Source organism: Actinotignum sp. UMB0459 (genome assembly GCF_051905915.1).
In the GTDB taxonomy this organism is placed as follows: Bacteria; Actinomycetota; Actinomycetes; order Actinomycetales; family Actinomycetaceae; genus Actinotignum; species Actinotignum sanguinis.
Genome location: NZ_JBQAIK010000008.1, coordinates 226254 through 242629, shown reverse-complemented (window position 1 = coordinate 242629; position 16376 = coordinate 226254). Strand labels below are relative to the sequence as shown.

Annotated in this window: 13 protein-coding genes; 12 read left to right on the top strand and 1 reads right to left on the bottom strand. The window is 60.7% G+C overall.

All coding sequences use genetic code 11. The annotated features are described in order from the left end of the window. Window positions 1-109 precede the first annotated feature (109 nt). Together ACTFPK_RS02840 and ACTFPK_RS02835 are read left to right on the top strand one after the other, a co-directional pair. Window positions 110-3559 (top strand): ATP-dependent DNA helicase, encoded by a 3450-nt coding sequence (locus ACTFPK_RS02840; RefSeq protein ID WP_016442983.1) that lies wholly within the window; start codon window positions 110-112, stop codon window positions 3557-3559. Further along, window positions 3556-7422: a UvrD-helicase domain-containing protein gene (locus ACTFPK_RS02835; protein ID WP_439911015.1), complete on the top strand. Its 3867-nt coding sequence runs from the start codon at window positions 3556-3558 to the stop codon at window positions 7420-7422. Before ACTFPK_RS02840 ends, ACTFPK_RS02835 begins: the two co-directional genes overlap by 4 nt. Here ACTFPK_RS02835 and ACTFPK_RS02830 read toward each other — a convergent pair. Next, a complete protein-coding gene (locus tag ACTFPK_RS02830) occupies window positions 7370-8428 on the bottom strand; it encodes a phosphotransferase (RefSeq protein ID WP_439911014.1) in 1059 nt (352 codons plus the stop codon). The two genes, ACTFPK_RS02835 and ACTFPK_RS02830, sit on opposite strands and share 53 nt — an antisense overlap. Before the next feature lie 243 nt (window positions 8429-8671). Between ACTFPK_RS02830 and ACTFPK_RS02825 the strand changes: the two genes are divergently transcribed. The 10 genes from ACTFPK_RS02825 to ftsX all read left to right on the top strand — a co-directional run bounded on the left by ACTFPK_RS02825 (window position 8672) and on the right by ftsX (window position 16329). Continuing rightward, complete coding sequence (locus ACTFPK_RS02825) at window positions 8672-9877, top strand: CpaF family protein (protein WP_439911012.1); 1206 nt, start codon at window positions 8672-8674, stop codon at window positions 9875-9877. Between the two features lie 2 nt (window positions 9878-9879). Beyond that, complete coding sequence (locus ACTFPK_RS02820; protein ID WP_439911011.1) at window positions 9880-10860, top strand: type II secretion system F family protein; 981 nt, start codon at window positions 9880-9882, stop codon at window positions 10858-10860. 15 nt (window positions 10861-10875) lie between these two features. Further along, a complete protein-coding gene (locus ACTFPK_RS02815; RefSeq protein ID WP_439911010.1) occupies window positions 10876-11781 on the top strand; it encodes a type II secretion system F family protein in 906 nt (301 codons plus the stop codon). 41 nt (window positions 11782-11822) lie between these two features. Beyond that, the gene (locus tag ACTFPK_RS02810) at window positions 11823-12035 is read left to right on the top strand and encodes a hypothetical protein (RefSeq protein ID WP_435730707.1); all 213 of its coding nucleotides are present in this window, start codon (window positions 11823-11825) and stop codon (window positions 12033-12035) included. Further along, window positions 12032-12526: a hypothetical protein gene (locus ACTFPK_RS02805; protein WP_439911008.1), complete on the top strand. Its 495-nt coding sequence runs from the start codon at window positions 12032-12034 to the stop codon at window positions 12524-12526. Before ACTFPK_RS02810 ends, ACTFPK_RS02805 begins: the two co-directional genes overlap by 4 nt. Next, complete coding sequence (locus tag ACTFPK_RS02800) at window positions 12523-12963, top strand: hypothetical protein (protein ID WP_439911006.1); 441 nt, start codon at window positions 12523-12525, stop codon at window positions 12961-12963. The genes ACTFPK_RS02805 and ACTFPK_RS02800 overlap by 4 nt, the downstream gene beginning before the upstream one ends. After that, window positions 12960-13391, top strand: coding sequence for a hypothetical protein (locus tag ACTFPK_RS02795; RefSeq protein WP_439911005.1), 432 nt, complete (start codon window positions 12960-12962; stop codon window positions 13389-13391). Before ACTFPK_RS02800 ends, ACTFPK_RS02795 begins: the two co-directional genes overlap by 4 nt. 9 nt (window positions 13392-13400) lie before the next feature. Beyond that, the gene (gene prfB / locus ACTFPK_RS02790; protein WP_274735633.1) at window positions 13401-14552 is read left to right on the top strand and encodes a peptide chain release factor 2; all 1152 of its coding nucleotides are present in this window, start codon (window positions 13401-13403) and stop codon (window positions 14550-14552) included. 170 nt (window positions 14553-14722) lie between these two features. Further along, complete coding sequence (gene ftsE, locus ACTFPK_RS02785) at window positions 14723-15415, top strand: cell division ATP-binding protein FtsE (RefSeq protein ID WP_016442972.1); 693 nt, start codon at window positions 14723-14725, stop codon at window positions 15413-15415. Then, window positions 15415-16329: a permease-like cell division protein FtsX gene (gene ftsX, locus ACTFPK_RS02780; RefSeq protein ID WP_126135352.1), complete on the top strand. Its 915-nt coding sequence runs from the start codon at window positions 15415-15417 to the stop codon at window positions 16327-16329. Before ftsE ends, ftsX begins: the two co-directional genes overlap by 1 nt. Window positions 16330-16376 lie beyond the last annotated feature (47 nt).

Genomic DNA, 16376 nt, shown 5'->3' with positions numbered 1-16376 from the left:
GCTCATCTTCACGATGCCTCCACCGTAGCGGCCCCTTACGACAAAAAATTTTGTCGTAAGCCTCTCGTATGGTTAATCCTAACAACGCACCCGCGGAGAAAGGATCGTGGTGGACAGGATCGTCGAACAACTCGATGCCTCTCAGGAGGCAGCAGTCAGCGCGGCTCTGGCACGGTCCGCGAGCGGATTCGCCCCGGGCACGCTAAGTATTATTGGTGCGCCAGGAACTGGGAAAACCACTGTCCTCGCGCATATCGCGCGCGCGGCTCTCCACGAAGGAAATATCGCGGTGCTTACCCAAGATCGGCGCGCCGCAGCCTACCTCCAACACCTGCTCACCCTAGCGGCCGGGGTGCGGCCCGAAAACCTGGAAGTGCGCACGCTTTCAGCTTTCGCCTACGCCATCGTGCAGCGCTACGCTCAAGCAATGGGGCGGGAAAAGCCCGAATTAGTCTCCGGGCCTGATGAGGACCGTATCGTGCGTGAGATTCTCAGTGATGGGTACTCCGGCATTCATTTCCCTGATTTTGTTACAGAAGATGTGCGTGATCTTCCCGGGCTTCGCCAAGAGCTGCGTAATCTCATCACTCGCGCTCGCGAACTCGGCCTGGAAGCAGGCCAGCTGGAAAGTTGGGCAGCACATAGGAGTGTGCCTGAGCTTCAATCACAGATGTGGCGTCTCGCCGCCGCGCTCATGCGCCGCTACGATGAGGTGCGCACCCTGGGAGATGCGCTGGCAGGTTCGGCCGCTAGCCCCGACCGTCTTGATCACAGCCAACTCGTCGGTGCGGCTACCCATATGCTCTCAGATTGGGAAGAACATCTGGCGGCAGCAGGGCGCACGGTTGCGGTACCGCGCCCGCACTGGGCAATGGTACTTGTCGATGATGCTCATAACGCTCCGCGTTCCATGCTCCCTCTGCTGCGAGTTATGCGGGAACACGGAACTCGGATCATCGTCGCCGGTGATCCCGATAGTGCGGTCCAAGGTTTCCGTGGCGGGGTGCATTCCCTCCCCGGTGATCTTGCCTATCCTGCTCCGCGCGGTTTGAATGCGGATCTTATTTATCTCAATATTAGGCACCGGGGCGGTCCCGTCCTTATTGGCCAAGCTCAACGCATTGAGCAGGCTCTTCCGGTGGGCGGGGGTGTGCAAGCGCACCGCGCTGCCGGGCCGGCATACGCGGAGCAGGGCAAGGGCGCCGGCGGCACGGGGGGCACAGGCGGCACGGGTAGTGCGGGAGATGCGAGAGATGCGGGAGGCACCAGCCCGGGTGCGGGCACGGAAAGCTTGCTCCCATCCGAGCAACAACCTGATACAGGCACCAATCCGTGGAATGATGCACTGCGCGGGGCCAGTTTCGCCAATATGGAAGAAGAAATCGCCTACGTGGCCTCCTACCTGGAAGAAGTGCATCTGCGCACCGGGGCACCTTACGCACGGATGGCAGTTTTCACCCGTGCACGCAGCGATCATGAGGGAATCCGCGATGCCCTCGTGCGCCGGGGAATCCCGGTAGCACCTCTGGCTAGCGATGAACCCCTCCACCGCGAACCTGCAGTCAGCGCACTATTCGATCTCATCCGCGCTGCCTTCACCCGCGGTCCGCATTCTTTCGCTGCCGCTGAGGAAGTTGATATCCCGGCCTTACTTGCCTCACCTATCATCGGCATGGATCCCCTCGATATTAAACGGGTAGGTCGGTGGTTACGGGCCCAAGCCCTCCTATCAGGAGAACACGGCACAGAATCGGAGCTTTTGACCGAGGCGGTGTTGGGGAACACCGGGCCCACCGCAACCGAACTCGAAGCTCTCCGGGCCCTGCTCTCCCACATTCGGGAAGTGGGAGAAAACTGTGCGATGCAGGCGGAAGAGGTTTTATGGGCGGCATGGGAGGGTGCTGGGAAATCCGAAGAATGGCAACAACTAGCCCTCGGGCATGGCCCGGATGCTGATCGGGCGAACCGGAATCTCGATGCGGTTATTTCTCTGTTCCGGGTCGCGCAACGTATGGCTGATCGTGATCCTGCCGTTCCGGTATCGATGCTCGTGGAGGAAGTGAGTTCCCAAGAACTTCCCGAAGATTCCATTGCCAGGAGCGGGGTGGAAACAGATAGCGTCTCCCTCCTCACGCCTGCGGGTGCGCAGGGGCGTGAATGGGATCATATCGTCCTCATGCACGTGGTCGATGGAGTATGGCCCAATCCGCGCCTGCGTGATTCCTTGACGGGCACCGGACTCCTCAGCGAACTTGTAACCGGGAGGCTTGCTGGCGGTGCCAGTGATTCCAACACGAGCGGCTCGGCAGGCGGAATCGCGATCTATCATGATTCCGCAGCGGCGGTTATCGCTGATGAGCTGCGCCAATTACACTTCGCTGTCACGCGGGCCCGGTGCAGCCTCCTCGTAACCACCACGGACAGTATGGGGGATAACCCCTCGCGGTTCTTCCCTCTGCTCGGTTTTGATATCTCAGCGAATTTGACCGGAGGTGGAACAAGTGCAGGAGCGGGTACCGCGGGTTCCTATCTTCCGCGCACCGTGCGCTCGCTGACGGATCCGCGCTGGGGTCTCACCCTTCCCCTCGGGCACCGGCCTCTCGTTGCGCAACCGGTTCCGCCCGCGCTCCTCAGCAGCGAGGAAAGCGTGGGGGTGCTGCGCCGGGCACTGCGCGCCGGCGGAGAATCGAGCGATTTCGCGCGGGCCCAGTTGGAGGATATGCGGCGTGCCGGATTTGGCGCCGCGGATCCGCACAGCTGGATGGATGAGCTTGCCACCTCAACTGAAGAATCCGTACCCGGGCCGGTTTATGTGAGTCCCTCAGCGATAGAATCACTGCTCGCCTGCCCGCTTGACGGTTTCTGTTCCGCGGTGGGACTCCGTTCAGAAGAAGGCACAGAGAGCGCCTCCATCGGTACCCTTATTCACCGCATCGCTGAGGAATTCGCAGCGGAACCGAACCAAGAAGCGATGCACGCCCGCCTGGTAGCTCTCTGGCCCGAAAAGTTATCCGAAAATCCCTCACATTACGACAAACTACTTTTCGACCAGGCCAGCGATATGGTCGATAACCTCTATATCTATCTCGATGCACACCGGGATGACACCCTCATAGGCGTGGAACACCGGATTACCCGTGACCTTTCGGGTACCCCGCCTGTTCGCGTCTCCGGTTCCATTGACCGCCTGGTCAACCGCGGCAGCGGTGCCCGGGTGATCGATCTGAAAACCGGAAAATATAAGCCCACCGCAGCTCAGGCAGATGATCACCCGCAGCTCCAGGTCTACCAATGGGCCCTCAGCGAGAAGCACAACCCGGCCGGTGCGGAACTTGTGTACGTCCACCCCCATAATTTCTTGAAGAAACAGCACAGCCCGTCCGTTCTCAGTCAAGATCCTCTTGATGAAGAGACCGCGGCTCGCGCGGAAGAGCGAGTGCGCAGCGCTGCCCAGATCGCGATCAGTGGCTTCGTACCGGTCTCTCCCAGCTTGGAAGAGCCAAATGACCGGGTTCAATCCATCAGCCCACTCACCCAAGAAGGACGGATTTTCTCATGACACCTACGTCCCATGAATCTCTCAACTTGCGCGGCCCGGCGGAACATAACGCCGCTTTGGAGCGCATCCTAGCCGGTCAAGAACACCCACCCACAGCGGAACAACGCCGAGTGATCACCTCCGTTGCGCCGGCCATCCTCGTGGTTGCCGGTGCGGGATCCGGAAAAACAAAAACCATGGTGGATCGGATTGCTTACCACTTGGCCTGCGGCAATGTAACTCCAGATCAGGTTCTCGGACTCACTTTCACGCGGAAAGCTGCCGGGGAGTTGGCCGAACGGGTGAATACCAGCCTGGAGAAACTCGGCCTCCTCGCGCCGGAAAGAAGCAACGCGGAAAGCGGGATGCGCAGGCCAGTCATCTCCACTTACAACTCTTTTGCCAATGACATTGCCGGGGCATACGGCATGCTGGTCGGAGCCGATCCCACCGCTCGCCTGATAACCGATGCTGAACGCGTCCAGCTCATGGATCAGCTCGTCGGTGCCCTACCCAGCAGTGCACACACCGCGGTACTCGCGGAACGCAGCCGCTCCAGCCTCATCAACGATGCCCTCACTTTCGCCCAGGGGATTCTCACTAATGGCGTGACCTTGGAAGAGGCCCGTGCTTTCCTCACCTCCCAGGATCACGCCTTGGAAACCCTGTGTGCGAACTCAACGCGCATCATGAGCGCACAATGCTGGTACCCGGATGCCTCCAAGAAGTTCGCCACTTTGAAAGCGGGAACGGCAGTCCCCAAACAACAGCAGGTGGTGCTGGGGCTCGTGGAGTCCTATCTACAGCTCAAAAAGGATCTCAACGTTACCGAGTTCGCCGACCAGGTTGCTATCGCCGGTCGCATCATGACTCGATATCCCCAGATTGCTCGTGAAATATCCTCCCGGTATCGCCTGATCTTGCTCGATGAATACCAAGATACCGACGAAAATCAGGCCCAGTTCCTGCTCGGCGCACTCACCGCGAAAAAAGAAGGCTTCCTCTCTATCACGGCGGTGGGAGACCCAAACCAGGCCATCTACGGGTGGCGGGGCGCAAGTGCGGCTGCCCTCACGAATTTCGCACACCACACCACTCGCATTTTTGGGAACGTAGAAAAGCTTCAGCTTTCCACAGCGTTCCGTAATGATCGGGCTGTGCTCGCTGCCGGCAACGCCGTCGCCACTCCCTTGGAACGGGATACGTTCCTCCACGAGGACCGTGACCACCCCAATTTTCCGCCCGAGTTCAGGCCCGCGCCGGCAAGCGCACGATCCGCGGGTGGCATGGGCGCTCACGCGGATATTGCGCCCCTCCGGCTGCGTGAACGTCCCGGGGCAGGGGCCGGGCGTGTCAGCGAAATTCGTACCCTACTTCGGGAAGATTCTTATCGGAGTATTGCGCGGCATATCCTCGCGGTACGCGAGCGGGTAGCAGCGGAAAATGAGGAGCGTCGCGCCCGCGGAGAAGCACCGCGTGGGGCAGAGATCGCGGTTCTGTGCCGCAAACGCTCCTATATCGATAGGATGGCCGCCGCCCTGCGAGAGCTCAACAGCCATTTCACCAGGGAAGATGCCGTACATCCTGGTACCACCTCGCCCCAACCCCTAGCCTTTGAAATCGTAGGTGGGGAATCACTCGTGGCACGTCCGGAAATTATCACCCTCCGGGCCGCTCTCGGTCTAGCCGCAAACCCGGCTCGCAGCGACCTCCTCGCCCGGTTACTTGCCCACTGGAATATTGGGGTGGCCGATATTCGTGCCCTCTCGCGCTGGGCGCGCCGTTACGCGGCCGCGGCGGTAGCCCACCTGGATAGTGAAGTGCGTGCCGGTATCAATAATGGTAACGGTGCACCCGGGGGCGACGACGCACCTGAACAAGAGAGTGCACCGGCCGCTGCACAGCCCCTTCTCAACAGCCGCGATGAGGCAAACCTTGGGGAGTCCCTCCATGCGCTCATGCTCCTCACTAACGGCATCGCCGCCGCGAGCGGAAACTCGGATGCGCATGAGAATGACCAAGCAGAGGGGAATACGCAGCTACCGGCACTAGCGGGGCCGGGCGAAGCTGAGCTCAGGCGAGCTGCCCGCGCCGCCCGGGCAGAATTTTCCGATATCGGATGGGAACGCCTGCGGCGTGTGAATACTACTCTCGCGTCCCTACGTTCAGGTTTGCACAACTCTTTGGGCGATCAAATTGACCGGGCTGTTCACCTCCTCGGATTAGATACCGCGGCCGCTACTCGCAGTGAAGGCGGGCAGCGGGTGCGTACCTCCATCGACCAATTCATTTCCATGGCCCGCGCATATGCGCACGGGGAAAGCCAGCGTGGCATGCGTGAATTCGTGGAATGGCTTGATGTGGTGGAAACGGAAGAACACGGCGGGGAAGAAGAATCCGGGGCGGATATTCCGCGTCTGGACAGCACGGTTGATGTCACACCCGGGGTTATCCAACTCATGACGATCCATGCCGCCAAGGGGCTGGAATGGCGTGACCTCGTCGTCGTTCCTGAACTTGTCAAAGGTGAATTCTCTGAAGTGACCGAAGGAGTGAAAGCCTGGCCGCGCAATACCGGTATTTTCCCCTATCCTTTGCGTACCGACTATCCTTACCTGCCCCAATTTACGCTCGCCGGTGCGCGCAATCTCGATAAGGTCACCGTTGCGAATACCTATGCGCGTTTCCTGGACGAATTGGCATACCATGAAAGCGAAGAGACGCGCCGCCTCGCCTACGTGGCTTTTACTCGTTCCACCCGAGAACTACTCCTGGCTGGCTACTGTTTCCGAGATGAAAGTGATGTGTCCGGCCGGGTACGCAAGGCGGAAAACACCGCAAAGAAAAACACGTCTGAAACCCTAAGCGATAGCGGAGATAACAGGCTGGAAATTGCGGCGCGCCCACCCTCGTATTTCTTGACCGCGGTGCGTGAAGCGGCTGCCCGCGGGGAGCTGGCATTGGCTGCCTCGCCAGCTAGGGTCTCCTCCGTGCAATTGCCGGCCGGATTCCCAGAAATTGCACCGGAAAGCTTGAGCGTGGATGAACTCATCGATATTTTCGGGGAGGATGTTGTATATCCACCAGCCTTAGAACCGGTGCCGCACTATTTCGAGGCACCCGATCTGCTTGCCTGGCCGCGCGACTTGGCCCGCAGCATTCCCATCGAAGCTGAAGCTCTCGATGCTGACCAGCGCGCCGAACTCACCCAGGTGGTGAGCCGACTCATCGCACGCAAACAGCAAGCTGAGACAGCCGAATACATTGAAGCCGGCGGGCATTACACCGCAACAGAGTTGGTATACCGGGCGGAACACCGCGAAGAATACCTGCTCAATAAACGCCGCCCGGTACCCCGCCAGCCCTCGCGGGCGGCTCGTTTGGGCACGATCCTGCACGAAAAGATCGCCGATAGTTACGCACGTGCTGCTGTGCTTGATATTGATAGCGAGGATCCCCTCGAGCACGATCCGGTTCTCAACGCAGAAGAAATCGCGCGCATGTATGAAAACTATGAGGCGTCCGAATGGGCCAGCTATCCGCACCTCGCCATCGAACAGCAAATCGGCGTGGTCGTCGGGGGACACGTGGTCCACTGCGCGCTCGACGCCGTCTTCGATACTTCGCGCGTCCCCGGGCGGGCCCCGGTAACTATTGTTGACTGGAAATCCGGGCGGCGCCCCTACGGGGAAACGAAATCTGCCCGCGAACTCCAGCTCGCCCTCTACCGGCTAGCTTGGTCCCGGGCGCACGGTATCCCCCTCGCGGATATTGACGCGTCGTTCGTATACCTGCGGGGAAACAGGGCTGAGGAACTACGAGCAGGAAAGCTCAGCGAGGAGGAAATTCTGCTTCGTGCGGGTCTGCCCAATCAGGAGCCGTAACCGCAGTTTCCCCGGTCAGCTCCGCCTCGCCACTAGCCTCGGCATCGGAAGCACTTTCAGTGAAAGCCGGCTCCGATGCCGGGGGCGCGGGGAGTAAATCCGGGGCTTCACGTACGTCCTCGGCCAGCGCGCCGAGCATCTGAACGGCGTCATTCCTAATATCCATGCTGCCGGTACGAATCCCGTACATGAGCCAGCGAATAATCGCGAACTCCGAAGTGAAAATAATACGGGTGTAATCGGCCTCCGTCAGTTCAACCGAGCGCGCATTCTCATACGACGTAATAAAACTCGGCCACTGTTCGTCATCAAGAACAAGCATCGCGGCTAAATCCCGCGCCGGATCACCCACGTGCGCTTCCCCAAAACCGAGCACACTAGCAACCGAGCCATTTGACCACAAGAAATTATCGGAAGCCACATCACCGTGGACAACCGTTTCCTCAAAATCCCACACCTCATCGCTATCCAGCACATCCATCCACCGCTGGCGCAAAATCGTAGGGAGGGACGTTTCCTGATCAGCTGCCTCAAGTTCGGCACGCACCCGGTCACGCCACTGCACCGCCGTATAAACAGGCAGCCCGGATCGAGCCACCACATCCCGGTCAATGCTGTGAATCGCGGCAAGGGTGCGGCCCATCTCCCGCACCTCTTCCTCACCGAGGGCTTCAAAAACCAGCGCCCGTCCAAAAGGCTCCGGGTAGACCACCGCGCGGCCCCCGGTATCCGCATCAACAAAACCGGCCGGTCGCATGATATCGAAAGGTAGGCGACCGGCCCGCAATTCCTCCAAAAGCTGGGGGGCCAGAGCCGCCTCGGCTTCTAAGGATGTTGCCGCCGTGCCATTCTGAGGAACTTTGACCATCCAGTGGCGCCCCTGAGAATCAAGGACGCACCCGGAAACAAAATCTTCCGTCTCAACAAACGGTTGGCGCGTGGAGACAATCTCGACGCCGAGAGCCCCGACGGCAAGCGCAGCAAGATAGAGCGGAGAAGTAGTCACCCCCTCAATTTATCCGAAAACTTAGCCACGTGCTTGCCTACACCCCGGATATAGGCCGGCACCACGCCTCGATATGGCCGGCCGCCACGCTCGGCCCTAGCCTGCCCCTTGCCTCTATCCACACGATCACGAAACGTATCTCTCATCCACAGTGAGCCGGGGAGGTACCGGCCCCGATGGCAAGAAAACCTAGAGTGGAAGCACCTCACCACGATCACCGCCCGAGCAGTCACAGGAGGTACCATGCGCGAAAGGACGTATCTGGGTTCCGCGGGCCTCACCCCGGATCACCCAAGGCGCCTAAGCGGCCGTACATATCGTCCTGGCTCCACCAGCCGGCACGGCATTGAAGAACGGGTACGAGAAACTATTCGGCACCGCGGCATCGATCCCCGCCGGGATACAGCCTTCCTGGAAAACCTCGTGGGAGAAACCCTCACCACGTTTAATGACGAATCGGTTCGCGGAGAGCACGCGGCACTGGCTGATACCGAGAGCGTGCGCTCCCACCTCATCTCACAGTTGAGCGGATACGGACCGCTACAAAAATTCTTCGATGACCCGCAGGTGGAGGAAATCTGGATCAATGCCCCCGATAAGATTTTTGTGGCCCGCGCCGGGGTATCCGCCCGTGTTGATCTCACCATGGCCGAAAGTGAGATCCACACTTTGGTCGAGCGGATGCTCTATGCTTCCGGTCGGCGTCTAGACCTATCCACCCCTTTTGTCGATGCCCAGCTGCCTAGCGGAGAACGCCTCCACGTGGCCATCCCCGATATCACCGCACGCCACTGGGCGATCAATATCAGAAAATACACGGTGCGGGCCCGCAAGCTTAGTGATCTGGTGGATGTACACATGTTAGAAGCGCAGCAGGCAGACTATCTGAGCGCAGCCATGAGCGCCGGGCGCAATATTTTGGTATCGGGATCAACCGGGGCCGGCAAAACTACTCTTTTACGTGCTCTGCTCGGCGCGATACCACCAACAGAACGCCTCATCAGCGCTGAGGAAGTGTTTGAGCTGGGTATCGACCTCCCCGATGTTGTCGCGATGCAGACGCGTCCGCCCTCCCTGGAAGGGCGCGGCGCGGTGACGCTCCGTGACCTCGTGCGTGAAAGTCTACGTATGCGCCCGGACCGCATCGTGATCGGAGAAGTGCGCGGAGCAGAAGCATTCGATCTTCTTGTTGCCCTCAACGCGGGTATTCCCGGGGCCTGCACGATTCACGCCAACAGTGCGCGGGAAGCCCTGGCCAAATTGGAGATTCTCCCCCTCCTCGCGGGTGAAAATATTACCCCGAACTTCGTCACACCCACCGTTGCCGCCACTATCAGCCTCGTCATTCACGTGGCGCGTGCCGCCAGCGGGCAGCGCCGGGTTACCCAGATTCTGGAAGTCGGAGGTCTTGGGCCAGATGGCCACATTCTTACGAGGGAGGCGAGTTGATCATGGGACTGATCGTAGGAGCTTTACTCGCCACCGGAATCCTCACAGTTATTCGCGCCCTGTCCGCGCCGGATCGCTCGGGCTGGCGGGATCGCTCGGGCTGGTCTGCGCGTCAAAGAAAGCCGCGCATCACCATTCCCACACGCAGACTCGGGATAGCTCTGTGTTGCGGTCTTGGACTGGCCCTGGGTGCCTTGCTCACCACCGGTCATCCTTTCCTCGGCGTAGCCGGAGGAACGGTAGGAGTATGGCTGCCATTCTGGCATGCTCGTCACACCGGGAGAAAAGCCAGGGAAGCGCAGCGTCTGGCCTGGCCCGACCGTATCGATCAGTTGCTCTCTTCCCTGCGCGCCGGGCGCACTATCCCCGAAGCTCTTCTCTATCTCGCCACTCGGCCAGACGCCCCGCCCGCAATGCGCTCCTTCGCCACTCACCTGCAAAGAACTGGAAGTATTGATGCCTCCCTGACCCGTCTCAAAGATTCCTTCCACGATCCGGTATCGGACCGGGTCCTCGAAATTCTCCGACTCGCGGTGCGCCACGGCGGCCACGATCTACCCCGCGTCCTGGAATCCCTCGCGGTATCCCTGCGCGCAGAAAACCGGGCCCGGGGTGAACTCCTCGCCCGGCAATCATGGACCGTTAACGGGGCACGGGTGGCCGCACTCGCCCCGTGGCTCGTCCTCCTCCTGCTCTCCACCAGGCCGGGCACGATGGATGCCTTCACCTCGCCAACCGGCACGCTCATCCTCCTGCTTGGCCTGGGCGCCACACTGCTTGCCTACGGACTCATGCTCCACCTGGGCCGACTCCCCGAAGAACAACGAGTCCTGGCCGGCTCACCGGGATCTGCGCCGGGATCGGTTTCGAGAGCCGCTCCGAGAGCCTTACCTACTACCTTGCCCACTGCTTCGCCAGCCGCCTCACAGGTCGGCTCGTCCTCGCCGCCCCGTCCCAGTCGCGCCCGGCGCGCCGCAGTATAGGACGGGACCGCTCCTATGCTTCTTCCCCTTCGCGCGTTTCTTCCTGCACCCCTCCCTGCACTTACCGGGAGTCTCTGCGCGGCCGGCCTCGTGCTCCTCGGCTGGTGGTGGCTCTGGCCAGGCCCCGCACTGGTTTCGCGCATCGTGCCCTACCTGGGCGGTGCCCGCCCGCGCCTGCCCCATCGCATCATCAGAATGGCGCTGCGCGGCGCGGAAAAATTCGGTTCCACTCACGCATCGGTCACGGGCCGCCTCCACCGTTTAGGGGAGGTCGACGTCGCTGACTTCCGCTTTGCCCAATTACGCGCGGGAGTACTCGCGGGAGCGGTCGGTATCGTGTTCGGACTAGCCTGCCTGGCCCGCGGATTACCCGCTGCGCTCGCGGCCGCCTGCCCAGTGTTCTTCCTCATCGGCGCCATCCTCGGCGTGGACTCTCAGCTCACCGCGCGCCTGCGCCGCCGCGACGGCTCTATCACCACAGAACTTCCCGATATTGCCCACCTCCTGAGCATCGCGGTCGGGGCAGGTACCAGCATCGTGGGAGCTATTGAATATGTTGCGAGCTTCGCCGGCGGAACCCTGGGAAAAGAACTGCGGCGGACCCTCGGGGACGTCTACGCCGGAGACCCGCTTACCACCGCAGTGCGCCACCTTAACGAACGGGTACACAACCCGGCCTTGCAAAGCCTATGCGAAGCCTTAGTTGCCGCACTAGCTCACGGCTCTCCGCTCGCAGACACCTTGCGGGTACAAGCTGAAGAAGCACGAGATTATGCCCGCCGTCAGCTCCTCGAACGTGGAGGCCGCCGCGAAATCCTCATGATGATCCCCGTTGTTTTCCTCATCTTGCCCTTCATCGTGGTCATCGCCCTCTACCCGGGCCTGGCCCGACTCACCTTCCTTCCCCTCACCTCCCCATAAACCACCGCCACAACCAACACCTCTAGCGAAAGGAACTACTTATGCCAGTCAGCACGCACAGCGCGCTTATCCACCCTGATCTACCAGCCGCAACGTGGACCATTCCGGATTCTCGGGAACGCGGAGACGTGCCTGGCTGGGTACTTGTCACCCTCATGACCGTCGGCCTGGTGCTCGCCATCTGGGCGATAGCCGGCCCGGCCCTCACGAACCTCTTCTCCACCGCCATCGAACGCATCTCGAGTTTTTCATGACACCGATACCTGAACCCACAGCGCTGTTTTCCGGCAAGCCACTCCCCGCAGAGCATGTGTCCAGCGCGCCCTTTCCTCGCGCGCCAGATTCTGAACGCGGCAGTGCAGTCATCGATTTTTGCCTCCTCGCCGGGGGGATGGTCCTCGCCGCCCTGGCGCTTGCGGTTCTCGGAGCTCGCGTCTTTGCTATCGAACAGATACGTGATTGCGCAGGTAGGGCTGCTCGCGCGGGAGTGGTGGGCCAGCTCAACCTGCCCGAGATAGCCGGCCAGGCCACCGCGGAGATCACCGCGCGCCTACCCGCCTGCCAGTGCACAGCCAGCGCGAGCACGATCCGCATCGGAGAAGAAGAATTCCTGCGGGTCGAAATCGCCGGAACATATTCCTCCCTCCTGGGAACACATCCAGTCAAGCTGCGAGCCCACGCACACGTCCTCACCGCTCGCAGGGCGCACACCCACCCGTCACCCGCGAAAGGAGCACCGTTATGAAAAACCAGGTGAGGTACCGAAGCACCCGCGAAAAAGGAAACGGAACTCTGGAAGCCTTCGCTATCCTCGTTGTGCTTGTTCTCCCGCTCCTCATATTTACCGTGGAAAGCACCGGGATTACCCGCGCCCGCGCGGTAGCTGCGCAGGCAGCCCAGGAAGCAGCCCGCAGTTTCGCAACCGCGGACAACACGGCCAGTGGAACAGCGCGAGCTCGGGCGGTTGTTCACGCCGCGGTGAGCGATGCCGCGGTTAGCGGCACCACCCTAAGCGGCGCGCCCCCGCGGATCTCCTGCTCCGCCCACCCGTGCCTAAGCCCGGGAGCACGTATCACCGTCACGGTCGGGGTCTCGGTTCCGCTCGTTTATTTTGGGCGCACTGTTCTTATCGAGCAGAGTGCCTCAACAACCGTGGATCGTTTTCGACAGGCGCGGCCGTGAACACCCTGGCGAAATCTCCGGCACTGCGGGCAGGAGCAACACCCCGGGAACGCGGCAATATCCTCATCCTCGGCCTGGGAACCTGGGCGCTCAGCGCCCTACTGTGCTTGGGTTTTATCTACCTCGCCACCGTCCTCACCGCCCGGCACGCACTCCAGGGGCAGGCCGATTCCGCCGCGCTCGCGATCAGCCAAGAGATCACTCGCGAATGCTATTTCAGCAGCGCGCCCCTGGCCGATTGCCATCCCAGCACCACCACCGTGCGCCAGCTCGCTGCCGCAACATGTCCCGCGGAGCGTGTGCTGCCAGATACCGGCGCGGATAGCGCCGGCGTCGTCGTCGCTATAGAAAAAACAGTGCGGCTGCCGGTACTGGACCTGCCCGTTCCACTCCGCGCGCAGGCCCGGGCGCGCCTTGACCTGAGGTAGCCTTATGCCGTGAGTGATTTTTCCGAACGTCTTGACCATCTACGCAGTGTTTTTCACCAAATCGAAGCGGTGACCGATGTGGAGGGCCTCACCGCGCGTATCGCCGCGCTGACGGAAGAATCCTCCGCTCCCGGGCTCTGGGATGATACCGCCCGCGCCCAAGAAGTCACCTCGAAACTCTCCCACGCCCAAAGTGAACTGGAGAAACTTGAGACCATGCGCGCGCGTATCGAGGATGCCGGTGCGCTGCTCGAAATAGCTCAAGAAGAAGAGCTTTCAGATCCGGCTTCGGCTCGGGAACTCTACGAAGCGCTCGGCGAAGAAATGACAAGCACAGAAAAGGCGCTGGAAGAACTCCATATCCGCACCCTGCTCTCCGGCAAATACGATGAACGTGATGCCGTGGTAACTATTCGTTCCGGGGCCGGGGGAGTGGACGCGGCCGATTTCGCGCAGATGCTCCAACGCATGTACTTGCGCTGGGCCGAACGTAGCGGCTACGCCACCAAAGTGCTCGACACCTCCTACGCCGAAGAAGCCGGATTGAAATCGACCACCTTTGAGGTGAGCGCACCCTATGCCTATGGCACCCTCTCGGTGGAAGCGGGGACCCACCGGCTGGTGCGCATCTCGCCTTTTGATAACCAGGGCCGGCGCCAGACCTCCTTTGCCGCCGTCGAGGTTATTCCGCTGATCGAACAAACTGACCATATCGATATTCCTGATACCGATATCCGCATTGATGTGTTCCGTTCCTCGGGGCCGGGCGGCCAATCCGTGAATACCACCGATTCTGCGGTACGTATCACTCACCTGCCCACCGGGATCGTGGTCTCGATGCAGGATGAGAAATCTCAGATTCAAAACCGGGCCGCCGCTATGCGGGTCTTGCAATCGCGCCTACTCCTGCTCAAACAGGAAGAGGAAGCGCGCGAAAAGAAGGAACTACGCGGAGATATTAAGGCTTCGTGGGGGGATCAGATGCGGTCCTACGTGCTCCAGCCCTACCAGATGGTCAAGGATCTGCGTACCGGGTACGAATCGGGGAATACCGACGCTATTTTTGATGGTGATATTGACGGTTTTATCGACGCTGGTATCCGCTGGCGTGCCACGGGCGAAAAGGCAGGGGAAAAGACAAGTAATAACGTGGGGGAGTAGACCGGTGAATAACGCGACCGCACCGCGCATACCGAGTAGTAAGGTGCACGAGCACGCGGCGGGTGCGCGAGTGATTGACGCGTCTTTTGCGAGTGCGCGGCGCGTCCCGCGCGATTTCACGGCCTGTTCCGTAGGGTAAAGCACGATAGTAGTAATCTAAGGGCAAGTTTATGATCACATTTACCAAGGTGACGAAGCTCTACCAGAAGGGCGCGAAACCCGCGCTGGACTCGGTAAGCGCGGATATTGACCGCGGCGAATTCGTTTTCCTCGTGGGTCCCTCCGGTTCGGGAAAGTCAACGATGCTTTCGCTCATCAACGTTGCCGAACGGCCAACATCCGGAAAAATCGAGGTGCTCGGCAAGGACCTCGCCACTGTCTCCCAGCGGCGCGTTCCCTTCCTGCGGCGCCGCATCGGTACGGTTTTCCAAGATTTCCGGCTCCTTCCCGATAAGAATGTTCACGACAACGTGGCGCTCGCACTTCAGGTCATCGGCGCCCCGCGCCATCGCATCCGCACCGAAGTTCCGGAAGTCCTGGAAATGGTGGGGTTGGACGGCAAGGAACGCCGCCGTATGAACGAACTTTCGGGTGGGGAACAGCAGCGCGTGGCCATTGCCCGCGCCATGGTCAACCGCCCCGAAATCCTCCTCGCTGACGAACCGACCGGCAACCTGGACCAAAACACCGGGCTGTCGATTATGCGCCTCCTGGACCGGATCAACCGCTCGGGCACCACGGTGGTTATGGCCACGCACGATGCCAGCGTCGTCAACCAGATGCGTAAACGCGTGATTGAGCTGGCCAACGGCGTGATCGTTCGCGATCAGGATCGCGGCCAGTACGGAGGAGGGCAACACTAATGCGCAGTCGTTTCGTCCTGTCCCAAACATTCAAGGGACTTATCAATAACAAGGCGATGGCTGCCTCGGTTTCCCTCGTCACCTTCGTTTCCCTCCTTTTTGTGGGCGCGGCAGCGCTACTCCAAACCCAGATCAGCCACCTGCGTGCCGATTGGTACAGCCAGGTGGAAGTCTCGGTGTTCATGTGCGCGGCAAATGACGCCACCGAACCATGCGCAGGTAACGAAGCCACCGAGGAACAAATCAAAGCTATCGATACCGCCCTGACCACCGAACCGCTCGCGTCCCAGGTGGAGCGCTACGAATTCGAAACTAAAGAAGAAGCCTTCGCCAATTACCGCGAACAAATGGGCGATTCGGTCTGGCGTGACACCGTCACCGCCGACCAAATGCAAGTTTCCTTCCGCGTCAAACTCCACGACCCGGAAAAGTACCAGGTGCTCGTGGAAGACCTCGGCAACCGCCCCGGAGTGCAGAGCGTGTACGACCAGCGCGAACAAATCGAGCCGGTTTTCGCCACGCTCAACCGCTTCACCGCGATTGCCGGCGGACTGGCCGCGGTCATGATCCTCACCGCGCTTCTCCTCATTCCCACCACGATTCGCCTTTCGGCAATGTCGCGGCGTAACGAAACGGGGATTATGCGCTACGTGGGCGCCTCGAATTTCTTCATCGAGCTGCCCTTCATCCTCGAGGGAATTATCGCCTCACTCGTCGGCGCGATTTTCGCGGTCGGAGGGCTGTGGCTGGCAGCGAAATTCCTGCTGGAAGACTGGATTTCCCAATCGCTGCCGTGGATTCGGGTGATTGGCGTGAGCGAAGCCCTCCAGGTGGCGCCCTGGCTGCTTATCGGTTCGGTAGTGGTGTCCGGCCTGGCATCCTGGATAGCTTTGCGCAGGTACGCACGCGTGTAACGGAGGTGGGGCGACGGCGCCGCGGCGTCGTCGCTCACCATGACGGT

Excerpts from the sequence above, each read along its gene's own strand:
- ACTFPK_RS02835 (WP_439911015.1), top strand. The coding sequence starts at position 3,556 with ATGACACCTACGTCCCATGAATCTCTCAACTTGCGCGGCCCGGCGGAA.
- ACTFPK_RS02825 (WP_439911012.1), top strand. The coding sequence starts at position 8,672 with ATGCGCGAAAGGACGTATCTGGGTTCCGCGGGCCTCACCCCGGATCAC.
- ACTFPK_RS02820 (WP_439911011.1), top strand. The coding sequence starts at position 9,880 with ATGGGACTGATCGTAGGAGCTTTACTCGCCACCGGAATCCTCACAGTT.
- ACTFPK_RS02815 (WP_439911010.1), top strand. The coding sequence starts at position 10,876 with ATGCTTCTTCCCCTTCGCGCGTTTCTTCCTGCACCCCTCCCTGCACTT.
- ACTFPK_RS02810 (WP_435730707.1), top strand. The coding sequence starts at position 11,823 with ATGCCAGTCAGCACGCACAGCGCGCTTATCCACCCTGATCTACCAGCC.
- ACTFPK_RS02805 (WP_439911008.1), top strand. The coding sequence starts at position 12,032 with ATGACACCGATACCTGAACCCACAGCGCTGTTTTCCGGCAAGCCACTC.
- ACTFPK_RS02800 (WP_439911006.1), top strand. The coding sequence starts at position 12,523 with ATGAAAAACCAGGTGAGGTACCGAAGCACCCGCGAAAAAGGAAACGGA.
- ftsE (WP_016442972.1), top strand. The coding sequence starts at position 14,723 with ATGATCACATTTACCAAGGTGACGAAGCTCTACCAGAAGGGCGCGAAA.
- ftsX (WP_126135352.1), top strand. The coding sequence starts at position 15,415 with ATGCGCAGTCGTTTCGTCCTGTCCCAAACATTCAAGGGACTTATCAAT.